This window comes from Longimicrobium terrae (genome assembly GCF_014202995.1).
In the GTDB taxonomy this organism is placed as follows: Bacteria; Gemmatimonadota; Gemmatimonadetes; order Longimicrobiales; family Longimicrobiaceae; genus Longimicrobium; species Longimicrobium terrae.
On record NZ_JACHIA010000003.1, the window covers coordinates 335,037 to 358,329 of the forward strand.

At 66.6% G+C, this 23,293-nt stretch carries 16 protein-coding genes; 13 read left to right on the forward strand and 3 right to left on the reverse strand.

Annotated elements, in window-relative coordinates:
• Nucleotides 1–722 precede the first annotated feature (722 nt).
• Entirely contained in the window at nt 723–1,712 is a 990-nt protein-coding gene (gene maoP, locus HNQ61_RS07600) for a DUF413 domain-containing protein (protein ID WP_170039502.1), read from the forward strand.
• 203 nt (nt 1,713–1,915) lie between these two features.
• Here maoP and HNQ61_RS07605 read toward each other — a convergent pair whose 3' ends face one another.
• On the reverse strand, nt 1,916–3,769 hold the full coding sequence (locus tag HNQ61_RS07605; protein WP_170039504.1) for a glycoside hydrolase family 15 protein: 1,854 nt from the start codon (nt 3,767–3,769) through the stop codon (nt 1,916–1,918).
• Between the two features lie 468 nt (nt 3,770–4,237).
• Nucleotides 4,238–6,013 carry a putative bifunctional diguanylate cyclase/phosphodiesterase gene (locus tag HNQ61_RS07610; RefSeq protein WP_170039506.1) on the reverse strand — a complete coding sequence of 592 codons (1,776 nt, stop codon included), beginning with the start codon at nt 6,011–6,013 and terminating at the stop codon, nt 4,238–4,240.
• Nucleotides 6,014–6,438: 425 nt separating this feature from the next.
• Between HNQ61_RS07610 and HNQ61_RS07615 the strand changes: the two genes are divergently transcribed.
• On the forward strand, nt 6,439–7,008 hold the full coding sequence (locus HNQ61_RS07615; protein ID WP_170039508.1) for a hypothetical protein: 570 nt from the start codon (nt 6,439–6,441) through the stop codon (nt 7,006–7,008).
• A 122-nt stretch (nt 7,009–7,130) separates the two neighbouring features.
• On the opposite strand, the gene HNQ61_RS07620 is transcribed toward HNQ61_RS07615, so the two are convergent.
• Nucleotides 7,131–7,286 carry a hypothetical protein gene (locus HNQ61_RS07620; RefSeq protein ID WP_170039510.1) on the reverse strand — a complete coding sequence of 52 codons (156 nt, stop codon included), beginning with the start codon at nt 7,284–7,286 and terminating at the stop codon, nt 7,131–7,133.
• A 69-nt stretch (nt 7,287–7,355) separates the two neighbouring features.
• On the opposite strand from HNQ61_RS07620, the gene HNQ61_RS07625 reads away from it, so the two are divergent.
• The 11 genes from HNQ61_RS07625 to HNQ61_RS07675 all read left to right on the forward strand — a co-directional run bounded on the left by HNQ61_RS07625 (nt 7,356) and on the right by HNQ61_RS07675 (nt 23,105).
• Entirely contained in the window at nt 7,356–7,895 is a 540-nt protein-coding gene (locus HNQ61_RS07625; protein WP_170039513.1) for a hypothetical protein, read from the forward strand.
• A gap of 125 nt (nt 7,896–8,020) precedes the next feature.
• Nucleotides 8,021–9,088: a DGQHR domain-containing protein gene (locus HNQ61_RS07630; RefSeq protein ID WP_170039516.1), complete on the forward strand. Its 1,068-nt coding sequence runs from the start codon at nt 8,021–8,023 to the stop codon at nt 9,086–9,088.
• Nucleotides 9,089–9,225: 137 nt separating this feature from the next.
• Nucleotides 9,226–10,104, forward strand: coding sequence for a hypothetical protein (locus tag HNQ61_RS07635; RefSeq protein ID WP_183685571.1), 879 nt, complete (start codon nt 9,226–9,228; stop codon nt 10,102–10,104).
• 170 nt (nt 10,105–10,274) lie between these two features.
• A complete protein-coding gene (locus HNQ61_RS29185) occupies nt 10,275–10,526 on the forward strand; it encodes a DUF4160 domain-containing protein (RefSeq protein ID WP_170039522.1) in 252 nt (83 codons plus the stop codon).
• A complete protein-coding gene (locus HNQ61_RS07645; RefSeq protein WP_170039525.1) occupies nt 10,507–10,785 on the forward strand; it encodes a DUF2442 domain-containing protein in 279 nt (92 codons plus the stop codon). The genes HNQ61_RS29185 and HNQ61_RS07645 overlap by 20 nt, the downstream gene beginning before the upstream one ends.
• Before the next feature lie 252 nt (nt 10,786–11,037).
• Nucleotides 11,038–12,669, forward strand: a complete 1,632-nt coding sequence (gene pruA, locus HNQ61_RS07650; RefSeq protein ID WP_170039528.1) for an L-glutamate gamma-semialdehyde dehydrogenase — start codon at nt 11,038–11,040, stop codon at nt 12,667–12,669.
• A 509-nt stretch (nt 12,670–13,178) separates the two neighbouring features.
• The gene (locus tag HNQ61_RS07655; protein ID WP_170039531.1) at nt 13,179–16,046 is read left to right on the forward strand and encodes a trypsin-like peptidase domain-containing protein; all 2,868 of its coding nucleotides are present in this window, start codon (nt 13,179–13,181) and stop codon (nt 16,044–16,046) included.
• A 499-nt stretch (nt 16,047–16,545) separates the two neighbouring features.
• On the forward strand, nt 16,546–16,779 hold the full coding sequence (locus HNQ61_RS07660) for a hypothetical protein (protein WP_170039534.1): 234 nt from the start codon (nt 16,546–16,548) through the stop codon (nt 16,777–16,779).
• A gap of 286 nt (nt 16,780–17,065) precedes the next feature.
• Nucleotides 17,066–17,248 carry a hypothetical protein gene (locus HNQ61_RS07665; protein ID WP_170039537.1) on the forward strand — a complete coding sequence of 61 codons (183 nt, stop codon included), beginning with the start codon at nt 17,066–17,068 and terminating at the stop codon, nt 17,246–17,248.
• A 489-nt stretch (nt 17,249–17,737) separates the two neighbouring features.
• Nucleotides 17,738–20,005, forward strand: coding sequence for a vanadium-dependent haloperoxidase (locus HNQ61_RS07670; protein WP_170039540.1), 2,268 nt, complete (start codon nt 17,738–17,740; stop codon nt 20,003–20,005).
• 802 nt (nt 20,006–20,807) lie between these two features.
• Nucleotides 20,808–23,105 (forward strand): vanadium-dependent haloperoxidase, encoded by a 2,298-nt coding sequence (locus HNQ61_RS07675; protein WP_205762160.1) that lies wholly within the window; start codon nt 20,808–20,810, stop codon nt 23,103–23,105.
• The last annotated feature ends 188 nt before the right edge of the window (nt 23,106–23,293 follow it).

The window sequence follows — 23,293 nt, forward strand, 5'->3', positions numbered from 1 at the left end:
CCAGATAATATTTGCGCGGTGACTCCCCTCTCTGTCAAGCGAGCTGCCTTCTACGGGCGGCTTCGCCCGGTGCGCGCCAGCGCTGAAAACGCTGGGCGGCTGATGTAAATCAGGTCACGCGAGCCGCAAGGAACCTCACCCGGCCCCGTTCTCCGCTCGTTTCGCGGGGAGTTCCGTTAGGGTCTTGGCGATGGAGCCATCCGTGATGTGATCAACTACCCTGACCGATTCCCATCCTACCGCGAAGCCTCGCCCGCCAACACGCGAAGTGTCGCACGAATGCTCGGATTCGCCGTGAAGCAAACGGGTCAGACCACACGCCAAGTCCCGAAAAGGGTTGACCCTCGTTCCCAAACGTGAGTAGAGGCCGGGCCGGGGTCATCCGTATCACCCTATCTGATCAGTCCAGCGATCTGCTCGTCGCTCCAGAGCGGATGGAGTACCGTCTGGTATCGCTCTCTGGGCCGTGATAGGTTTTTGGCTCCCGACCTGTTCGGCATGCCTGGCTTTTTCGTGTTCGCTTTCGTCGCCAATCGCGGTCTCCCCGCCGCCGCCCAACCACCTGTCGCGGCCGAATCACCTTGAGAAATCAGCCTTCCAGCAACTCGCGCCACCCGGACCGCTGGGTCGACTTCTACCAGTCGTACTTCCCCACCGTTCGCGACGCGCAGAACTTCGTCCAGAAGTGCAACGGGAGTGATGCGGGTGCCGCCCGCGAGATCATGCAGCACAGCCGCCGCCTCATTCTCCTGGCGGACTCGGTTGCCGGAACGCGGCGGGGGAGAGATACGCTGCCGCTGTTCTTTCTGATCGTGTGTGCAGAGCATGCGTCCAAGCGCCTGGAAGGGTCCGGAAAGGGCCACTCCGCGCACCACGTCCTCAAGTTCTTTGACACATGCCTCACCGAGGCAGAGAAGGAGCGGCTGGCCCAGGCGTTTACCGCCACCGACGGATCGTTGATTGACGCTCCGGGCGCCGTCAAAACGCTCTACGCGGTCCGCAACCGGTTCGCCCATGAAGGTATTTACTGGGATTTCGCCTTCATGCGCCACCCCGGATCTGCCGGAAAGGCGGCGGTGCAGGCAGCGATCACTCTTGCGGAGTTCCGCGGGATGGTGGCCCGGGGGTGCATCCGTGCGGCCAGGCGGTGCTTTGAGCCGGCGCTGGACCCGGCCGAGGCCGAGACCCTGGTGGGCCCGGCGGAGCACGAGGGTCAGCAGCGCTCCTGGGCCGAGCAACGTGTGCTGCACGCCAGATACCGCCATCAACCGTTTAACCCGCGTGTTCCGGAAATCGAATTTCCGGTCAGGGACTTGGAGGTGCTGCGGCGCCGGGGAAGCTGGATGCGGGCGCTGGCGGAGGGCGAAATCCAGCCGCTGACGCAGAAGCAACGGAGCTTTGTGGATGCGGCGAATGGACAGCGGCCGCCATCGACCTACCACGAGGAACTATGGACGGCGTACACGATCAAGGAGGCGTTCTTTCGTGTCGCACGTCACTGGCCTGATGAGTTCAGGCTGGAGGAATCGGTAGGCGACACGGTTCTGTATGATGGCACGTGGGACGACTACGCGGATCACGACGGCGAGCGGGGCCTGATCGCCGCGGAACTGGACGAGTACGCGGAAGACTGGGCCGCTTCCGACGACACCGGCGGGTTCGGCGACGACGAAGAAAACGAAGAGTGGGATGAGGGTCCGTGGGACCGGTAGGATGGCGCGCGGAGCCGTGTACGGAGCCCGCCCGGCTGCTCCGGCACGCCCGTCAGGGGTGAGACCGCGCGGGGACGGGCGGGTGTGGCGCTCGTTCACCCGCCAGACAAAAGGAGGCGCCGCACGGTCCCGTGCGGCGCCTCTTTCAAGTTGACAGCGACAAGTTCACGTGCGGAGCCGGCTCCGCCTGATCGGCCCGGTTCTCACGCGCCGAAGCCGGCGCCGTCCAGCCGCCGGTCGATGTCGTACGCGGCGCTGATGAGGGACAGGTGCGTGAACGCCTGGGGAAAGTTGCCCAGGTGCTCGCCGCTCTGGCCGATTTCCTCGGAAAACAGGCCGAGGTGGTTGGCGTAGCTGAGGATCTTTTCAAACGCGAAGCGCGCCTGCTGCAGGTCGCCGCCGCGCGAAAGGCACTCGGCGTACCAGAAGCTGCAGATGGTGAAGGTGCCCTCCGGATCGGTGAAGCCATCCGTTTGCGCGTCCTTGACCACGTAGCGGTTCACCAGCGAATCCACCACCAGTTCCCGCCGCACGGCCGCCATCGTCGCCACCCAGCGCGGATCTTCGGGGCTGATGAAGCGCAGCAGCGGCATCAGCAGGCACGAGGCATCCAGCGCGTCGCTTTCCGTGGTCTGCACGAAGCTGCGCTTGCCCTCGTGCCAGAATTCGGAAAAGACGCTACGGTAGATGTCGTCGCGCGCGGCGGTCCAGCGCGCCTCGGGCGCGGGGAGCGAGCGGTGGCGGGCCAGCCGCAGCGCGCGGTCCACCGCCACCCAGCACAGCACGCGCGAGCTCAGGTGCGGGCGCATCCCGGCGCGGATCTCCCAGATGCCGCAGTCCGGACGCCGCCAGTTGTCGCACACCCAGTCCACCAGCCGCGTCAGCCGCATCCACAGGTCGTAGCTCATGGGCTGCCCGTACTTGTCGTACAGGTAGACGGAATCCATCAGCGCGCCGAACACGTCCAGTTGAAGCTGCGTGGCCGCCCCGTTGCCGACACGCACCGGACGCGCGCCCCCGTGTCCGGCAAGGTTGTCCAGCTCCCGTTCATCCACCTGCGTGCCGCCGTCGATGGTGTACAGCGGCTGAAGCGGCGCGTCCGGCCCGGCCTCGGCGCAGCGGTCCGCGATCCAGTTGATGAAGTTGCCGGTTTCCTCCGTCATCCCCAGGCGGATCAGGGAATACGTGGTGAACGCGGCGTCGCGCACCCAGGTGTAGCGGTAGTCCCAGTTGCGCGCGCCGCCCGGCGACTCGGGCAGCCCGAAGGTGGGCGCGGCCACCAGCGACCCGTGCGGCTGGCTGAAGAGCATCTTGAGGACGAGCGCCGACCGGTGCACCTCGTCGCGCCAGCGGCCGCGGTAGGTGCTCTTGCCGATCCACTCGCGCCAGAAGTTCACCGTCCTTTTGAACGATTCGGATGCGTAGTCGTGCGTCGCGGGCACGCTGTCCTGCCCGTCGATGTCGGCTTCCAGAACAAAGGTGGCGGTCTGCTCGGCCCCCAGTTCGAATTCCGCCACCGCGTCCCCATCCACGATGCGCATGGGCACCGATCCGCGCAGGCGCAGACACCCGAATCCCGCCGCCCTGGGATCATCGGGGATGAAGAGGATCGCGTCGTCCTGGGCTTCGGTGCGGTGCCCAACCTGTCCGTATCCGAACCGCGGCGCGCAGCACAGCTGAAAGCGCACGTCGCCGCGCACCGACTTCACCCGGCGGACGACGCGGCGCACTTCCTCGCTCTCCCCAATGGGCATGAAGTCCGAAATCTCGGCTACGCCCGTGGCGGAAAGGGTGCGGGTGAGCAGGACGTTGGTGTCGGGAAGGTACAGCTGCTTGCGGCGCGCCTCGCCCAACTGCGGATCCACGCGAAAGCTGCCGCCGGCGCCGGCGTCCAGGATCGCCGCGAACACCGAGGGCGAATCGAAGCGCGGGGCGCAGAAGAAGTCGATGCTGCCGTCGAGCCCCACGAGCGCGACCGTGTGCAGATCGCCGATGACGCCGTGGTCGGCGATGGGCAGTTCGCCCTGCGCGCGCGGCGGCTTGATGTGTTCAGTCATGGGCCCACGGCAGGCGCAAGAGACGCACCGGGATTGCACAGACCCTGTATTCCCGGGCTCCACGGCGGCCCCCACCCGGGCCGGCACCACCGGCCCACCCTCCCCCAAAAGAGACTGGGGGAGGGTTGAGGCGCGGCGGACGGTTCGGTGCGTGCAGCGGAGATGGGGCGCGGCGGCGAGTATCTGGAGCGAATAAATCCGCCGCTCCAGAAGCGGTAAGCCCCGACACGACGCCCACAGGCGCCGTTCGGGGCTTCAACCGCATTCGGCGCGAGCGGAGGTGGCGACCCAGTCCGCGAAGGCGGACTTCGTGTGTTTCGAGGCGCGGTTTCAACCGCCGGACGAAGGCCCGCAGACGCTCCCAGACTCGTCCCCGCACCGATCTGGGGTGTGCTCCCTCTCCCACATCTGTTCGTGGGAGAGGGTCGTCGTGCGCAGCACGCGGGGTGAGGGCCCCATCCTATCCCGTCATCCCTGCTCCGCCACCATCTCCGAAAAACGGTGGCCGGTCTGCCACGAGTAGGGCGGCTCGCGGCGCAGAAAGGACGTCTCGAACTCGTCCGCGGGGAGCGGGGGCGAGATCAGGTAGCCCTGCGCGTAGTCGCAGCCCAGCGCGCGCAGTGCCGCCAACTGTTCGTGTGTCTCCACCCCTTCCGCCACCACGCGCACACCCAGGCTGCGCGCCAGCGCCAGAATCGTCCGCACGATCTCCGCGCCCTTCACCGCGCCCGTCGTCCCGCCGTCCATCCCGCCCACGAAGGAGCGGTCGATCTTGAGCGCGTCCAGCGGAAGGCGGTGCAGCAGGCTCAGCGACGAGTAGCCGGTACCGAAATCATCCAGGTAGATCTGCACGTCGCGCTTCTTGAGCGCGCGCAGAACGCCCGCCGCCCGCGCCGCGTCCTCCACCAGCGTGCTCTCCGTCAGCTCCAGCTTGAGCGCCGCGGCGGGGACGCCGTGTTCACCCAGGGTGGCGGCAACCGTCTCCACCAGTTCGCCGTCGCGCAGCTGCCACGGCGACACGTTGACGTTCATTTCCAGCCGCGCCGCCTGCGGAACGTCCTTGCGCCACTCCGCCAGCTGCCGCGTGGCCTCGTCCAGCACCCACGTGCCCAGCGCGCCGATCAGCCCGGTATCTTCGGCCAGGGTGATGAACTTGTCGGGCGGCACCTTGCCATGGATAGGGTGGCTCCAGCGCGCCAGGGCCTCCGCCGCCACCACGTTTCCCGTCTCCAGCGACACGATCGGCTGGAAGTACAGCGTCAATTCCTCGCGGGCGACTGCGCCGCGCAGATCCGTTTCCAGCCCCAGACGCGCCATCGCCGCGCGGTGCATGGAGCCGTCGAACACCGCGCACCGCGTGCCTCCGCCCGCCTTGGCGTAGTACATGGCGATGTCGGCGTTGCGCAGCATTTCATCCGCCGAATCCGCGGACTTCTCGGCGATGGCGATGCCTATGCTGGCGGTGGTGTAGGTGCGGTAGTTCCCCAGTTCCAGCGGCGCGGAGAGCGCCTCCCGCACGGCTGCCGCCAGCGCCAGCGCTTCTTCGCGCCCGGACACGCGCGGCAGAAAGAAGATGAACTCGTCGCCGCCGAACCGCGCCACGGTGTCGCCGGGGCGGGCGCACGCGGCCAGGCGCACGGCCACCTGCCGCAGCAGTTCGTCGCCCACGTTGTGGCCGAGGGAATCGTTGACGTTCTTGAAGCGGTCCAGGTCCAGAAACAGCACGCCGCAGCGCGCGTCGGGATCGTCGCCCAGCGTGGCGAGCACCTCGTGCATGCGCTCGGCGAGCAGCACGCGGTTGGGCAGGCCGGTGAGCGGATCGTGCAGCGCCAGGTGCCGCAGCCGGCCTTCCAGCAGGTCGCGCTCGGGCTCCACCACCATCCGCTCGCGCAGATCGTCCAGCATGGCCACGCAGAAGCGCGCCTTGCCGTCTTCGCCGCGGACGACGGAAAGGGTGAGGCGCGCGGGGAACGCGACGGCGCCGCCATCCACGCAGCGCAGCTCCATCTGGTGGCTGGGCAGCTCGCCGCTCAGCACGCGGCTGAAAAGGAGCGTGTTCTGCGCGCTGTCGTCCGGGTGGTCCAGCGCGCTGAGCGGAACGCCGTACAACTCGTCCCCGGACCGGCCCACGACCGCCTGGAATGCGGTGTTGGCATCGATGAAGCGCCCCCGCATGTCCACCACGGCCAGCGCCATGGCGCTGCCCTCGAACACGGCGCGGAACCACTCTTCCCGCGCGGGCATGCGCGGCGAGAGGTTCTCAGAATGCGCGTCGAGACGCGGCGGGGGCAACGACATCAGCAGCCGCGCGGGTGAAGGCGTAAAACGGGTGATGGGATGGGGCCACGTTCGGCCGCATCCCCTCTGGCAAACATGTGTCCACCGTGCAAACCGCGCGCCTCTGCTTCAACGCAGTGTTGCAGACCGTGCGGAAGGTCTTGCCCGTGGCAGGGTTGACCATCGCGCCTGCCTGCCGTTCATCGACCACGCTCACGACGCTTGGCATGCCGATCGCTCGCCGTGTCTCGTTGAGCGCGGTTCGACGGGCAGAGATCCGGCACCTCAGGACGGAAATTCCACTTCGCAATGCAAAGAGCTTTACTTCGCATCTCACGCGAGCTATGATGGTCGGGCGGCAACTCATGCTCACCCCCCTCATCAGGAAACACGTGGCAAAACTCACTTGGGGCACGGCGGCTCTGGGCGCGGTGCTGTGCGCGGGCACGCAGGCGCAGGCACAGGTGTTCACGCCCAGCTATCAATCGCCCACGCTGGTGGACGAGGCGGGCGTGCACGTGAGCGGCGGTCCGGGCGCGGAGAACGATCTGGTGGTCGAGGGGATGTACCGCCGTGGACGGATGGGATTTCGCGCGGGGTACATCGCGAGTTCCAGCAGTCACCTGTCGCTCGGCACGGAGGTGCGCGTGCCCCTGACGACGCGCTTTCCGGCCGCGGTGGTGGGGAGCGTGCAGGGGCTGATCGGCTACGACAAGGCTGTCGGCTTTGAACTCGGCATCACCACCGGCAAGCGGTTCGTGACGTACGGTGTCGCATATACGCCGTTTCTGCACCCGCGCCTGGCGGCAATTGATGGATTGGAAGAGCATCGCTTCCGCTACAGCATCATCACCGAAGCGGGGGCGAACATCGAACTGCCCGGGCATTCGGCACTGGTGGTCAGCATTGGCGGACTCGGAGACGCGCCGGAAGTGGGGATGGGCTTCGTCCTGCGCCCCTGACTCCTTGGGATGGTCGAGGACGGGAACCGGCAGTCGTGGAGCGTTCACGGCTGCCGTTTCGCATTCAGGCGGGATGGATTTCATCGATCCACGGTACGCCATCGCGAGCCACGACAGTGCCATCATCCGCACGAAAGATCAACGGAGGCGGCTTCGGGATGGGTTGATGAGATGATCCGCAGGCTCGCCATCCGCGGATGATCGTTGACGGCTCCGTCCATCCACATCACCTTGCGCCACGGATGGCCTTTCGAGCGGCGGCCGATGATCCGGATCACCCGCCGCGCGTGTCCGCCGACTCAGATCCGGCGATCCCCGGGCCTGCTCGCAATCACAAGAGGACACGCATGAGCGACGGACGATGGCGGATGTGGATCCAGCGGATGGCGGGCGAACCCGCGCCCTCGAGCGAGCCGCAAGCGCCGCCGGTCGAGCCCGCGCCTGCTCCCGCCGCGCCGCAGTCACCGGACGAGGCGCTGCAGGATCTGCTGGACCGGGTGGATTCGTGGAGGCCGCAGGCGCGCTTCGTCTGCGCGCGGCACGGGACGGAAGCCGCCACCGTGAAGCTGATCCGGCGCTACACGGAGGACTCGGAGCTGGTCGTGGAGAGCGCCCTGGGCCGCGGTTGGTTCCGCCTCAAGACGCCCGCCGACGAAGCCACGTTCGGCGACCCCGTCGCGGAGGAACTGCAGGACGTGCTGGCCCGCGCGGACGCCGCATGGCTGCACGTCATGAACCCGAAATGGGCACCGTTCTTCTGCGCCAAATGCCAGCGCGTCTACTGCGACAAGTGCTGGACGCTGGAGGACGTGCCGCACCCGGACTACCCCGACTCCCCCGCCCTGCGCGCCACCTGCCCCGAAGGTCACGCATTCCTGAACTCATAGCGATATGTGTCTGGCTACACATGCCCCATATGGCACGTATGGAGTCGCCGTCCAACTCGGCCCCTTGTGCTTCAGAACTAAACGAACAACATTCGTCAGATCTCAACTGACTCAAGGACTAGACCATGCCCACGAACGCGCAGGGTGCAGGACCCACGAAGGACGATCAGGAGCCTTTTCCGGACAAGGAAGCAACTAAGACCACGCGCGTTCGCAAGAAGAAGGGAGTTGCTTATCCTGCCCTGCTCATCACTCAAAACTCTCGTCGCTTCTACTTCTCGACGATTCCCGTTGATGACCTATTCCCGAGTTGTTTCGTGTCGCGCCGCGATGATGACCCGCTGACCGGATTTCAACGCGGTCTGAACGAAAGCAGAGCGAATGATATCGCGCAGTACTTGGCTGCGGGCAGTGGTTCGATTCCTAGCAATATTGTTCTTTCTGCGCAGACATCTACTGGTTTTTCATATTCTCGCAGTTCTAAGTCCATCTCGTTCTCTCGTGCTCCATTCGGTTTCCTCGTCATTGATGGGCAGCATCGCTTGTGGGGCTACCATAAGTGCAGCGTTCAGCACCGCGTGCCAGTTGCGATCTACGAAGGTCTGACCCGGGCTGAAGAAGCCCGGTTATTCATCGATATCAACACGACCCAACGTGGAGTTCCGGCTACACTGCTCCTAGACATCAAGCAAGTCGCCGAAATGGAGAATGCCCGTGAGCAACTCCTTCGGGATCTGTTCGACAAGCTTCAGAGTGACCCGAAATCGGCAATGGCCGGACGGTTGAGTGCAAGCGAGTCTGTACGTGGGAAGATATCCCGTGTGACGTTTAATCGGGCTCTCGGCGGTGCGCTCGAAAGCGGTGTCTTGATGGACGCTGATCCAGCCGTTCGGTATAGGCTACTCTCGAACTATTTGAACGCGTTTGATGCTGAACTTCCCGACAAGCGTAACCTTGCGAAATCCTCCTACTTCGAAGCGATTTTCGAAATTTTTGATGAGGTTGTACGTAACACAATCTCAGTGCACCGGTCAGCTAAGCAGTCGGAGTTGCAGCAGATTATTCGGCCGCTAGCTCAACTGGACTTCACCGCCGGTCTAGGAGGAAAGGCCACTTTGACGAAGAAGGCTTTGGTCGGAGCTCTGCAGACAACTCTCCGAAAAGCATTGCCGATCTCTGGTGATATGCTGTGAGTTTTCCAAAGGGTGTAGTCTGGCAAGACCTCCGTGCACTCGCACTGGACGCGGTCCCACCAGGGGCACGGGTCGGTTATGGTCGGGATGTTGGCCTGCGCACTTGGCGTGAGCACGGTTCATATACCCTGTCCACCATGACATCTGTTCAGATGACAGCAGTTACATCCGCCGATGAATTCGGGGCAGCGCTCCTGAGCGACGCTGAGCACTTCTTGAACCACGCCGTTGAACAACAAGCATCCGTTTGGCGAGTGTTGCACTCCGGGCACTGGTTCAGCCCTGCATGGCTAACCGTGTCGTTCTACTATTGGGCCTATTTCCTTGCGCTCACGGTTACTCGGCTAGTCGGCAGGTCCGTTGCATGGGTGGACGGTGAATCCCTCAAAGCACTCAAGAAGCTCGCGCCTCCTGTTAAATCGCCGCCCGGACCGGGAACCTACAGAACAGCCGCTGGCCCTATGCTTTCCGCAACGATGCGGGAAGTTGAGATCCGCAAGGATAACAAAAAGGCACATGCGGCAGTCTGGGCTTTGCTGTTTGACAGATTCCAATCACTCGCTGTAACTCACAACTGTGACCGCGGAACGACTCTAGAGGACAGAGTTTTCTACGCACTGTCGAGTTCGGGCAAACGGCTCGGGCAGGACTGGCCTAGTGCACTACGGAATCTTGTCAACTATCGTGCTGGATTCGCCTATGACACTGTTATCCACGTGGGTAGCTTGGGGTCTTTTGCATTTGTCAAAGTGTCTGAATCGAATTCCATTCACGATGTAGTCGAGCGGTTCGAGACAGCTATGGAGCAGGCAGTCATCAACCCCTCAATAGCTAACAATGTAAGACCTTATCTCAACTTGCTGGTTGAACTCACATTTTTACTGAACTCAGCGGTATTTGACCTGTACGGGGAGTTGGGAGCCCGCTACTCGCTCGACGGTCGGTGGAATGACCAACGACGTCGGTTTCTCCGCGAACGAGGACTTGATCTCTCCAACGGACTTTGGCCGTCCTAGTTAGCCATCCCCAGCTAGCGCCCTCAGGCACATCTCCTAACTTGGCGGGCTGAACCACGAGCTTGACAGGGAACGTGATGAACAGCAATTCCAACTGATCGCGTTGTCCGACGCCCCCGGTGCAGTCGTGTGCGCAGGACACGTGGCCGTGATGTAGAAGCTCACACCTGATGGAGGTTACTGTGTCACCGGCGGTGTTGCGATCTGGACCATATCGGTTTTACTTCTTCAGCCATGAGCCGAACGAGCCCCCTCACGTGCACGTGGATCGGGATGACTGGTCCGCCAAGTTCTGGCTGCAGCCCGTAGCGCTCGCGCACAACCTGGGATTCAGTGCCCGGGAACTACGGCGGATTGAGGAAATCGTGACGGAGAACCGGGAGCATCTGCGGGAGGCGTGGCGTGGCTATTTCGGAACCTAAGGCGGGTGAGCGCGTGAAGGACGTGCGGATCGACGACGATCTTCTGAGCGTCGACCTCGCGGACGGGCGCACGATTTCCGTGCCGCTGGCGTGGTACCCTGCCCTGCTGCATGCCAGTCGGGAGCAGCGCGCCGAATGGCGGATTTCCGGCGGCGGCTTCGGCATTCACTGGCCGGCTCTGGACGAGGATCTTTCTACCGAGGGACTGCTGCGCGGAGCCCCGGCTCCGCGCGCGTTCACGCCGTCAGCAGCCGCATAAGGGTTTTCACCGGCGCGCGTCAGGATCGTGCAGAAAAGTGAGCGGGCCGCGTGCAACGATCGCCGGGCCCGCTCACGTTTTTCCGCTATCCTCTGGGGAGCCTGCATGCAGGCGCAAATCCAAAGGCTCACGTCATCAAAGATCACGCAACTCACGCCGCGCGTCGACGAGGTCTGCTTCGTTCCCGGGTGGCGCCCTCCGGCCACATCTCCTAACTTGGCGGGCTGAAAACCACGAGCCTGACCAGGAGACGTGATGAACAGCATTCCCAACGTACCGACGCCGGTCAACGAGCCGGTCCTGTCATACGCGCCGGGCACCCCGGAGCGCGCGCTGCTCAAGGAAACGTACGCGCGCATGGCCGGCGAGGAGATCGAGATCCCGCTCATCATCGGCGGCAAGGAAGTGCGCACCGGCAACACCGACGTTTCGGTGATGCCGCACAACCACAAGCACGTCCTGGCCCGCTTTCACAAGGCCGGCCCCGCCGAGGTCAAGCAGGCCATTGAAGCCTCGCTCAAGGCGCACAGGGAGTGGAGCCGCTGGCCGTGGGAAGACCGCCTAGCCGTCTTTCAGCGCGCGGCGGACCTGCTGGCCACGCGCTACCGCCCGGTGCTGAACGCGGCCACCATGCTGGGCCAGGGCAAGACCGCCCATCAGGCCGAAATCGACAGCGCCTGCGAGTTCATCGACTTCCTGCGCTTCAACACGCACTTCACGCAGAAGCTGTACGCCGAGCAGCCGTTCAGCGGGCCGGGCATGTGGAACCGCCTGGACCACCGCCCGCTGGAAGGCTTCATCTACGCCGTAACGCCGTTCAACTTCACGGCCATCGCCGGCAACCTGCCCACCGCGCCGGCCATGCTGGGCAACGTGGCGGTGTGGAAGCCCGCCGCGACCGCCGTGTACAGCGGCTGGTTCATCATGCAGATCCTGCAGGAAGCGGGACTGCCGCCGGGCGTCATCAACTTCCTGCCGGGCGACCCCGGCCCCATGACCGAGGCGGTGCTGCACGACCCCAACCTGGCCGGCATCCACTTCACCGGCAGCACGGGCGTGTTCCAGACCATCTGGAAGACGGTGGGCGACCGCATCGACAGCTACAAGACGTACCCGCGCCTCGTCGGCGAAACGGGCGGCAAGGACTTCATCGTGGCGCACGCCAGCGCCGACCCGCTCGCGCTCTCGACGGGCATCGTGCGTGGCGGCTACGAGTACCAGGGGCAGAAGTGCAGCGCCGCGTCACGCATCTACGTCCCCGAGTCGCTCTGGCCGACCGTCCGCGAGCAGACGCTGGAGATGATCAGCCGCATCCGCGTGGGCGACGTGGCCGACTTCCGCAACTACATGGGCGCGGTGATCGACCGCAAGGCGTTCGACAAGATCACCGGCTACATCAAGCACGCGCACGAGGCGAGCGATGTGGAAGTGCTCGCCGGCGGCACGTATGACGACAGCACCGGCTACTTCATCCAGCCCACGCTCGTGGAGGTCAAGGATTCCGCGTACCGGCTGATGTGCGAGGAAGTCTTCGGCCCCGTGGTGTCGCTGCACGTCTATCCCGACAGCAAGTGGGAAGAAACGCTGCGCATCGTGGACCAGACGAGCCCGTACGCGCTCACCGGCGCCATCTTCGCCAACGACCGTTCGGCGGTGCTGCAGGCCAGCGACATGCTGCGCAACGCGGCCGGCAACTTCTACATCAACGACAAGCCGACGGGCGCGGTGGTGGGCCAGCAGCCGTTCGGCGGCGCGCGGGCCAGCGGAACGAACGACAAGGCCGGCTCGATCCTGAACATGATCCGCTGGATCAGCCCGCGCACCATCAAGGAAACGTTCGCCCCGCCGCACGCATTCGAGTATCCGTTCATGGCGGAGAAGTAGCGCCGGGCGGGATGGATGGATTGATGACGAAGCGCCCCCGGGACTCGATCCCGGGGGCGCTTCTTCGTCGGTGCCGATCCAGACGCTTCCGTGCCCCGGCGGTCGCACGATGCCCGCCGGCGAAGACGCCCCGATCGCGCCGCGGTGTCCGAATGCACGGAAGCGCCCTCCGGCCGACGGGCTGGAGGCGCTTCCGGTTCCGTTCGTGGACTACCAGCCCCTCCTCATCCGCGGGAGGAAGGTCCGTCGTCCCCGGCCACAGGTGGGGACAGGTGGGGCACGCCTGTCCCTGCTTCCGCGGCGGCAGACCCTCCAGCTCGTAAATCCGGAAGCGCACAACCGCCCCCATCGCAGTAGGTTGAGGGGTGCAGCGCCGATCGTGACGGCTTCGGTATGTCCATTGCGGCCCATTGGACGGGCGCCGGCCGCATCCTCCCGCCCCTCCTGCCTGGCAAAGCCGCGCCAAGCGCCTCCTCCGCTGCCCTCGCGGAACCTGTACCCTACATCCAATGTCACATATCACCGGAACCGTGCAGCCCGTGCAGCCTCCGCTGGTGCTGGGCCCCGACTCGGGCGTGCTGACCACGGACTTCGTCCACACTCCGCCGGCGGATCCCAATACCACCAAGCTGCTCCTTCTGCACTTTCACTCCGCCAGCTTCCCCGGCAACAATCGCCTGGAGGTGGACCTGGGCTACGGCACCGACGTCTTTACGGCCGAGGACGGAGACTCGTTCTGGACGCGGCCGGTGAACCCCGGCAAGTTCCCGGGCGGCGTGCCCATCCGCTACATCGTGGACGGGGCCGACGAGGGGAGCGTGACCTTTGACCGCTACGGGCGCGGCGAGCGGCACGAGGGCGAAAAGAATTTTCCCAGCCTCTCCAACAGCGACCCGTTCCTCCTAGACCCGGACCAGGACAACAAGTTCGTCGAGCCGGACTACGGCCAGACCTGGATCTGCAACCCGCCTACCGAGAACTGGGAGAACATCCGCTGCCTGGAGGATACGGACGACGTGCGGCGCAGGGTGGCGCGGAGCGTGGGGATGATCGTGACCGTGCACCCGGCTGCGGACATCATGGACTTCGAGCACGTGAGCACCTGCACCGTCACCCTGGTGGGCGAGGAGATGGTGCTCACCGCCGGCCACTGCCTGCACCCGGATGAGGCGGCCTCGGCGTCCGTCACCTTCGACTTCGAGGTGGAGTGCGGCGGGGAGGTCCCGGAGCTGTACGATCCGAAGTTCCACAAGGTCAAGAAGGTCCTGCACCACCTTGAAAAGACCGAGAACGCGATCTCGTACGACTACGCGCTCCTGCAGATCGCCATTCCCCCCGGCGGGCTGGGGCTTCCCATCATCCCGATGAAGAAGGGGCTCCCCGCGGCAGGCGAGCAGGTGTTCTGCGTGCACCACCCCACCGGCGCCGTAAAGAAGCTCTCCCGCCCGCACGCCGGCGGCTTCGCGACGATCGCAGACAGCGACGTGGGCATCATCCGCGTGAACCTGGACATCTCGGGCGGCAGCTCGGGATCGGCGCTGTTCGACACCGGCGGGAATGCGCTGGGGGTGCTGATGGGCGGCGGCCCGTGCTCACTGGCGTACTTTCCCACGGCCACCAGGCTGGAACGCGTGGCGTCGAAACCCCCGCCGGTGGCCGGCCGCGACGTGATGATCGTCTTCGACCGATCGGGGAGCATGTCGATGCCGGCGGGGACGGGGCGCAGCAAGATGGAAGAGGCGCAGGACGCGGCGTCGCTGTTCGTGCAGCTGGTGCGCGTGGGCGGCGGAGACCGCATGGGGCTGGTCTCCTTCAGCACCACGGCCAGCAATCCCGTTGACTTTGCGCTGGCGGAGGTGACGCAGCCCAACAAGGACGCGCTCATCGGCCCCGACTTCGACGGCGGCGTGGTGGGCGCGCTGGAGTCCACGGGGGACACGACGATCGGCGGCGGGCTGGACAGGGCGCGCCAGCAGTTCCCCATGCCCGGCCCCAACCAGCGGACCATCCTGCTGCTCACGGACGGCATGCAGAATACGCTGCCGATGATCGAGACGGTGGAGCCCACGCTGGCCGGGATCGACGTGAACGCCATCGGCTTTGGCACGGAAGGAAGCCTGGACGGCGCTCTGCTCTCGCACCTGGTGCAGAAGCACAACGGCGTGTACACCCGCGCGGGGGATCCGCTGGACCTGAAGAAGTACTTCTCCCTGGCGTTCGGAAACATCTTTGAGGCGGGCGCGCTGCTGGACCCGCCGTTCGAGCTTCCGCGCAGCGAGCGGACGGGGCAGCTGGTGCCGTTCTCCGTCTGCGGCGAGGAGAGCGTGACGGTGGTGGTGGGATGGGACCGGCCGGACAGCGTGCTGGCGGTGCGCGTCCGGACCCCGGCGGGCGCGTGGATCACGGGCGCGACGCCGGGGGTGGACGACAGCACGGGGGCCACATGGACCTTCCTGCGCATTCCGCTGCCGATGGACGGTGAGCGCGACGGCGAGTGGGCGGTGGAGGTTTCGCGCGCCGGGACCGGCGGCGGCGCGTTCGTGCCCGCGGCGCAGCACCTGCGCTACTTCGTGCAGGTGATCCCCGCCGGGGGTCCGCGGCTGACCGCGAGGCCGGTGCCGGCGAAGCTCTACACGGGCGACGCCTTCAACCCGCTGGTGGCGCTGTGGTACCCCGGCGGCGGCCACCCGCACCACGCACGCGTGCACGTTACCGTCCGCGCGCCGCGCACGGGGGCCGGGACGCTGCTGTCCGAGTCCGAGCTGGGCGCGCCGGGGACGCAGGACGGCGACCCGGTGGGCGCGCGGCAGGCCGGGCTGCTGGCGCTGGAAGCGGCGTCGCCCGGGCCGCTGGTGGAGTACGCGGAGCACACCTATGAGCTCTTCGACACGCCGGCGCACGACGACGGCACGCCGGAGCCGGACGGCGTTTACGGCACACCGCTGCCGGAGCTGTTCACGGTGGAGGGCGACTACACCTTCCATTTCCGCGCAGCGTACGGCAGGGAGTGCACGGGTACGCGCGAGCTGCTGCGCTCGCTGCACGTGGACGTGGGGGTGGACCCGTCACGCACGCAGGTGCGGGTGCAGGAGACGGGCACGGCGGCGGGCGGCGGGCGCAAGGTGACGCTGACCTTGGTGCCGCGGGACCGCTACGGCAACCCGCTGGGGCCCGGCCGCGCCGGGGACCTCGCGGTGAGCGGCGGCGCCGGGACCACGCTCGCCGGCGGCCTGCGCGACAACGGCGACGGGGCGTACGCGGTGGATGGCACGTGGGACCTCGCCGCGGCCAGGCGTCCCTCCATCGTGCTGGGCCAGCCCGGACGTCCGCCGGTGGTGGTGCAGGAGCCCGCCCATCATCCCGAGCGGCGTGGATGACTGCCGCCGCTGGATGATGCTCGTCTGGCTGCTGCTCATCCTGCTCTCATCCTCATTCCGGTGCTGCTCTTCCGCTGACCGGACGAGACGCAGCAGCCGTTCGGCGGTGCGCGGGCCAGCGGCACCAACGACAAGGCGGGTTGGATCCTGAACATGATCCGCTGGATCAGCCCGCGCACCATCAAGGAAACGTTTGCTCCGCCGCACGCGTTCGAGTACCCGTTCATGGCCGAGAAGTAAGCTCGGCGGATCGGATTCAGACGATGGACAGAAGCGCCTCCGGATCATCCGGGGGCGCTTCCTGGTCGTTTCTCCGGTGAAGATCATCACCGCCCATCAACGTCCGGGCGGGAGCGAAAGGGGTCATGTGGATGATGGACGGCAGCAGGTCACGCGGACAGCCATTCACGTTTCGCGCAACAATATGCTTGACATGCGCAGGGGGATGATTATCGTGGAGGGCCGTTCTCATCCCCCATCAACGCACGAGGAGGCCGCCATGCGCCTGGACCTGAACTCCCTGGCAGTGCAGTCGTTCGCCACGAGCCCCATCTCCGAGATCGCCCTGCCTGCCGACACGGGCAAGGGCGGCCCGGACTCGTACTGCTACATCTGCTATGAGACAGGCAACACCGTCCCGTCGTGCGTCTTCGCCTGCGAACCCGTTCTCACCGATCCGGAAACGCACTTCGAGCCCTGCACGCACCAGCTTACCTGCCGCAACTGCGTCTGATTGACCGGCCTCCATGGTGACGACGCGGCGCCTCCCGGAATCGTGCTTCTGGGAGGCGCCGCTTGCGTTAGACGGGGGAGCGGGCCGACGTGCGCGACACGCCGCAGCGCCTGCGCATCACTGGCGCGTGTCGCGGATCAGTACGGGGGGGGCCGAGTTGGGCGTCTCAGCACGAATCCAACACAGACACATTTCACGTCGATTAACAATTGACAGGCACACCGCAATCGGTTTGATTGATGACGACCCGTACGTCCCCCCACGCAACTGACACGAGGACACCACCATGCGTCTGGACCCCGATTCGCTGGATGTGCAGTCGTTCGCCACTGGTTCCACATCCGAGCCCGCTCCGGCGGAATCCGACGGCATCATGACGATCACGGTGGTGACGGTGCCGAAGCCGGTGGACCCGGAAACGCACTTCTACCCGTGCACGCGCCAGCTCACCTGCTCCACCTGCGTGTAAGCGTTTCCGCCGGCACAAGCTGGACGACAAGGCGCCTCCCGGATCCACCGTGATCCGGGAGGCGCCTGCTTTTATTCGTGCCTCGCGTCCGTTCCGCATCCACGCCATCCACGCCACCACGTCATCCGCACGATTGAACTCCTGCCGGCCGGAAGCTCAGCCCCATCGCGCCGCCGCACGACGCCGCCGCCGCAGGCCGGCAATCCCGCCCCGCTCTCCGCGCTCCTGTAACGATTTCGCCCCACGATGGCCTTTGCGTGAGGCGAATCGCTGTCTACCGCCTTGCCGAACGTCCTTGCGCGGACTGCAAACCGGACGGTGTAGCGCGCCCGCTGAACACATCTTATCCGCCATTTATCGCTTGAACGCCTGATCCATTCCCGCTATCCTCGGTTGACCGAAAGGATGCCGAAACAGCATCCGGGCAGAAGCGGCGGAACCGGCGCACCGAACGGTGCCGGACGCCGGAAACCCTGGCGGGAGCGAACGATGGCAAAGGCACACACGCTCGTCGACAACTTCAACGACAACGCGGTCGACAACGTCAAATGGCTGGTCAACGGAAGCGACGGCCTGTTTGAAACCAACCGGCGCGTGGAGATCCGCCCGCTGACGGACCAGCCGGGTCTGTACGCGTACACCTCGCGCGCGGCCTACGACCTGACGGACTCCGAGTTCCGGGTGCAACTGATCCGCCCGCTCACCGGGCCGGCCACGACGGGGCTCGACGCCATGATCAGCGGAAACGACCTGCTGGCCATCTGGGTGGGCCAGGGGGAGCTGACGTGCGGACAGGTCGTAAACGGAGCCTACAGGCGGCTGGAGCACATCCCGTACGATGCCGCCGAACATCGGTGGCTGCGGCTGCGGGAACGGGCGGGCATCACGTTCTGGGAGGCATCGCCCGATGGGGAGGATTGGACCACGGTGCACCAGGCGCCCAACCCCATCCCCCTCACGGCGGTCATGGGGCGGTTCGGCGCGCAGGTGTTTGTGCGGACGCCCGCCGCCGGCTTCGCCGTGTTCGACAACTTCAACGTGGAGGAAACGGGTGACGCGCGGCGCGTGGACGAGCGCCGGCTTTCCGCCCGCGCGGTGCGGAAGAAGGCCGCCAGCCTCGCCGCCCGGCGCGACCACGAGGCGCACGCCAACAACAACGACGAGATCAACTACCCGGAAACGCCGCTGGCGGGCAACTACTCCAAGAGCCTGCGGCACGACGACATCGGCGATCCCGACGCCGCATCGTACGCCAGCCTGCTGCGCGCGCTGGAAAGCCGCGACCCGGCGGACTTCGACGAGATCGTGCTGGCGGACGGCGCCACCAAGAAGCTCACCAACCCGCAAGCCGGGCTCGCCTTTGATGTGGAAGGTCCGGACGCGCAGGAGGTCACCATTCCGCCGGCGCCGCGATTCGACAGCATCGTGACCGCGCACGAGATGGGCGAGCTGTACTGGATGGCCGCCGCGCGCGACGTGCCGTTCGCCGAGTACGGCACCCGGCCGCGGATCGCCGCGGCCGTCGCTTCGCTGAACAGCGAGTTTCCGCAGTTCGGCGGCACCGTTCCCGTCACCGCGCAGAACGTGTTTCGCGGCATCTATCCGGGCGAGCAGGTGGGCCCGTACGTCTCCCAGTTCCTGCTCAAGGGCAACGTGGACCCGCGCAAGCCGGCGGGCTACGGGCGCGACGCCACAGACGGCTTCATCTCCTACGGCGCGCGGGTGATTGACCAGCGGCTGGTTCCCGCGCGGGCCGGGCGCGACTACCTGGGCACGTTTCAGGTCTGGCTGGACGTGCAGAACGGGGAGGACCGCCGCGGCCAGGACGAGTTCGAGAGCGCGCGCGTCTTCATCCACACGCTTCGCGACGGCGCCACCTTCGTGCACTTTGACCAGGTGGTGGACGCGTTCTACAACGCCGCGTGGATCCTGATGTCGGAGCCGACCGGCAACCAGTCCACCTTCCTCCAGGGCACCACGGGGCGCCCGCAGATCGACGCCGAGTTCCCGTACGACCAGGGCAACCCGTACATGCCGCCCGCGGGGCTGCCCCGCTCGCGGACGGAGGCCGGCTTTGCCACCTTCGGCCCCACGCACCTGCTGCAGGTGGTGCCCGAGGTGCTGGGCCGCGCGCTGCGGGCCGTGTGGTGGCAGAAGTGGGGCGTGCACCGCCGCCTTCGCCCCGAGGAGTTCGGCGGGCGCGTGGACAACTGGATCGCGGGCCGGCGCGACTATCCCATCCACCACAGCGTCCGCGACTCGCTGGTGACGGGCGGGCTGTCCGCGTACTTCGGTCCGGGCAAGGCGTTCCCGAACTCGTACCTGCTGCCGCAGGCGTATCCGGAAGGCGCGCCCACGCACCCGGCGTACGGCGCGGGTCACGCCACCGGCTCCGGCGCGATGATCACCATCCTCAAGGCGTTCTTTGACGACACCGCCGTCATCGAGAACCCCGTGCAGGCCAGCGAGAGCGGGCTGACGCTCATCCCCTGGACGCCGGCGCAGGGCGAACCGCCGATGACGGTGGGCGGCGAGCTGAACAAGCTGGCGGGCAACATCGCCACCTTCCGCAACGCGGCGGGCGTGCACTGGCGCAGCGACTACACCGGCTCGCTGCCGTTCGGGGAGGCGATCGCCATCCGCCTGCTTCAGGAGATGAGCCTGGGCTTCAACGAGGACGACGCGTTCTTTGAGCTGACGCGCCTGGACGGCGTCCGCATCCGCATTCACGACGGCAAGGTGGCGCCGGTGCTGTGACGCGGCGCGCACCGGCTTCGCGCGGCGCGGAGCCGGGCGGAACAGGACCCGGTGGATGAACGAAAGCGGAGCCGGGAGATGATCCCCGGCTCCGCTCCATGCTTCTGCCCCGCGCGTTCCGTCACCGCAGGTCCGCATCCCCCGCCCCGCTCCGCCGCATCCCCGCACGGCGGATGGATGAGAATCGTCGCACGGCGGATGGATGAGAAACGTCGCACGGCGGATGGATGAGGATCGTCGCGCGGCGAGTCCGCGGCGGATGAGCCGCCGGTCATCCACCGTCCACGCCCCCGCACCTGTCGAGCGGCGAGCGGTCGAGCCAAAGGGGGACAGCGGGCGATGCGGCGAGTCCGCGGCGCCATGCGCATCATCCCGTGGCGAACAGGGCGCGCGGACCGGCACCGCCCCCGCACGATCCTCCGGGACGCGGCGGCGGCCGCGCGCCGGCGGAAACGTCTGCATCCCATCCAGTTATCCACGCGGCGCACCGTCCATCAGTAACGCCCGGTGAGCACCCCGCGGCCCTGTAACGATGCGTGTACGCGGGGGAGCCATTGCCGGTGATCCGGCTGTCTACGCCCCTGGAGAACACCCCCGCGCCGCCACACACCCGCACACCGTCGCGCGCCCGGCGTGCACCTGTAACGCGCCATTTCCCGCTTGAACACCCCCTCCCGCCCCACTATGGTTCCGCACCGAAAACAACCCGAAAACGCCAGCGGTGGAAAGGAGTTCAGGGGGATCGGCGGGACCCCGCGCCAGGCGGCGGCGGGGATGAGGCAACCCAGGCGGAGCAGAGGAAATGGCAAAGGCAGCGACCCTTACGGACAACTTCAACGACAACGCCAACGATCCGGCCAAGTGGCTGACGAACGGCTTTGCGGTCGGCAGCGCCACCGGGCTGCGCGAGGTGAACCGGCGGCTGGAGATCAAGCCCCGCCCCAGCGACACCGGCCTGTACTCCTACACGTCGACCGTCACGTACGACCTGACGGACTCGGAAGCGCGGGTGCAGCTGATCGAGGTGCTTGACGCCCCCGGCGCCGCCACCGGCCTGCGCGCGCAGCTCACGGACGGGCTCACCTTCGTGTCGATTCTGGTGACCGGGGGCCAGCTGGAAGCCGGGCAGACGGTGAGCGGCACCTCCACCCGGCTGGAGCACGTGCCGTACGATCCGGCGGAGCACCGCTGGGTGCGGTTGCGCGAGCGGGCGGGCATCACCTACTGGGAGTTCTCGCGCGACGGCGTGGATTTCGAGGTGCTGCACCAGCGGGCCAACCCCATCACCCTGACCGCCGTGCAGCTGGTGATCGGCTCGGCGGTGACGATCCCGGTGGCGTCGGCGGGCTTCGCGGCGCTGGACAACTTCAACGTGCAGGAAACCGGCGTCTCCCGCCGGGTGCAGGAGCGCCGTCTGGCGGCGCGCGACACCCGCGTGAAGGCGGCGCAGGTGGCGGCGGAGCGCAAGCACGCCGACCAGTTCAACAACAACGACGAGGTCAACTACCCGGCCACGCCGCTGGCCGGCAACTACTCCAAGAGCCTGCGCCACGACGATCTGGGCGACCCCGATCCGGCGTCGTACGCAACCCTGCTGCGCGCGCTGGAGAGCCGCGATCCGTCCGATTTCGAGGAGATCATCCTCGGGCCGGCGGGCATGCCCAAGAAGCTGACCAACCCGCAGGCCGGCTTCGCCTTCGACATCGAAGGGCCGGACGCGCAGGAGTTCACCATCCCGCCCGCGCCCCGCTTCGACAGCGTGGTGACGGCGCACGAGATGGGTGAGCTGTACTGGATGGCCACTGCCCGCGACGTGCCCTTCATCCAGTACTCCAGCAATGCGATCATCGCCGACAGCGTCGCCTCGCTGAACACCGAGTTCCCGCAGTTCGGCGGCACGGTTCCGGTCACGGCGGGCACGTCCACCACGGTGGGCAACGTGTTCCGCGGCATCTACCCGGGCGAGCAGGTGGGCCCGTACGTCTCGCAGTTCCTGCTCAAGGGGAACGTGGACCAGCGCAAGCCCGCCGGGCAGGGGCGCAACGCGGTGGATGGCTTCATCAGCTACGGCGCGCGCACCATCGATCAGCGTCTGTTCAACGCCACGCCGGGCAAGAACTACCTGTTCGAGGACTTCGAGACCTGGCTGAACGCCCAGGACGGGCAGGACTTCCGCGGCGACGACACCTTCGAGACCACCAAGCGCTTCATCCACACGCTGCGCGCCGGTGCCACCCTGGTGCACTTTGACCAGGTGGTGGATGCGTACTGGAACGCCGCGTGGATCCTGATGTCGGAGCCCACCGGCAACCAGTCCACCTTCGTGGATGGCACCACCGGGCGGCCGCAGATCGACTCGGAGTTCCCGTACAACCGCGGCAACCCCTACATGCCGCCCACGGGGATCACCCCGTCGCGCACGCAGGTCGGCTTCGCCACCTTCGGTCCCACGCACCTGCTGCAGGCCGTGCCCGAGGTGCTGGGCCGCGCGCTGCGGGCCGTGTGGTGGCAGAAGTGGGGCGTGCACCGCCGCCTTCGCCCCGAGGAGTACGGCGGGCGCGTGGACAACATGATCAACGACCGGCGCAGCTACCCCATCGACCCCAGCATCATCACGTCGCTGGAGACGGGCGGTCTGGGCGAGTACTACCCCAACGGCACCTACCTGCTTCCGCAGGCGTACCCCGAGGGCGCGCCCACGCACCCGGCGTACGGCGCGGGCCACGCGACCGGCTCGGGGGCGATGATCACCATCCTCAAGGCGTTCTTTGACGACCTCAAGGAGATCGAGAACCCCGTGCAGGCCAGCGTGGACGGCCTCACGCTGGTCCCCTACACCCGGCCCCAGACCGAGCCGGTCATGACGGTGGGCGGCGAGCTCAACAAGCTGGCCGGCAACATCGCTATCTTCCGCAACGCGGCCGGCGTGCACTGGCGCAGCGACTACACCGAATCGCTGCTCCTGGGCGAAAAGGTGGCCATCGCCCTGCTGCAGGAGATGACGCTGGGCTTCAACGAGGACGACGCCTTCTTCGAACTCACCCGGCTGGACGGCATCCGCATCCGCATCTTTGACGGCGAGGTGGTGCCGGCGCTGTAACCACCCTCCACGTCGCGGGCGCCGGGTCCGGACCCGCGCGGCCGTGAACGGATCAGGTGGATGAACGAGAGCGGAGCCGGGGGGCGCCCCCGGCTCCGCTCTCGTTTTCCCATCGACGGCTGGAGCAACTGACGCTGCCGCAACGCCGCAACAACGGCGGACAGCCTCGCCGCGCATCGCGCCCCGAG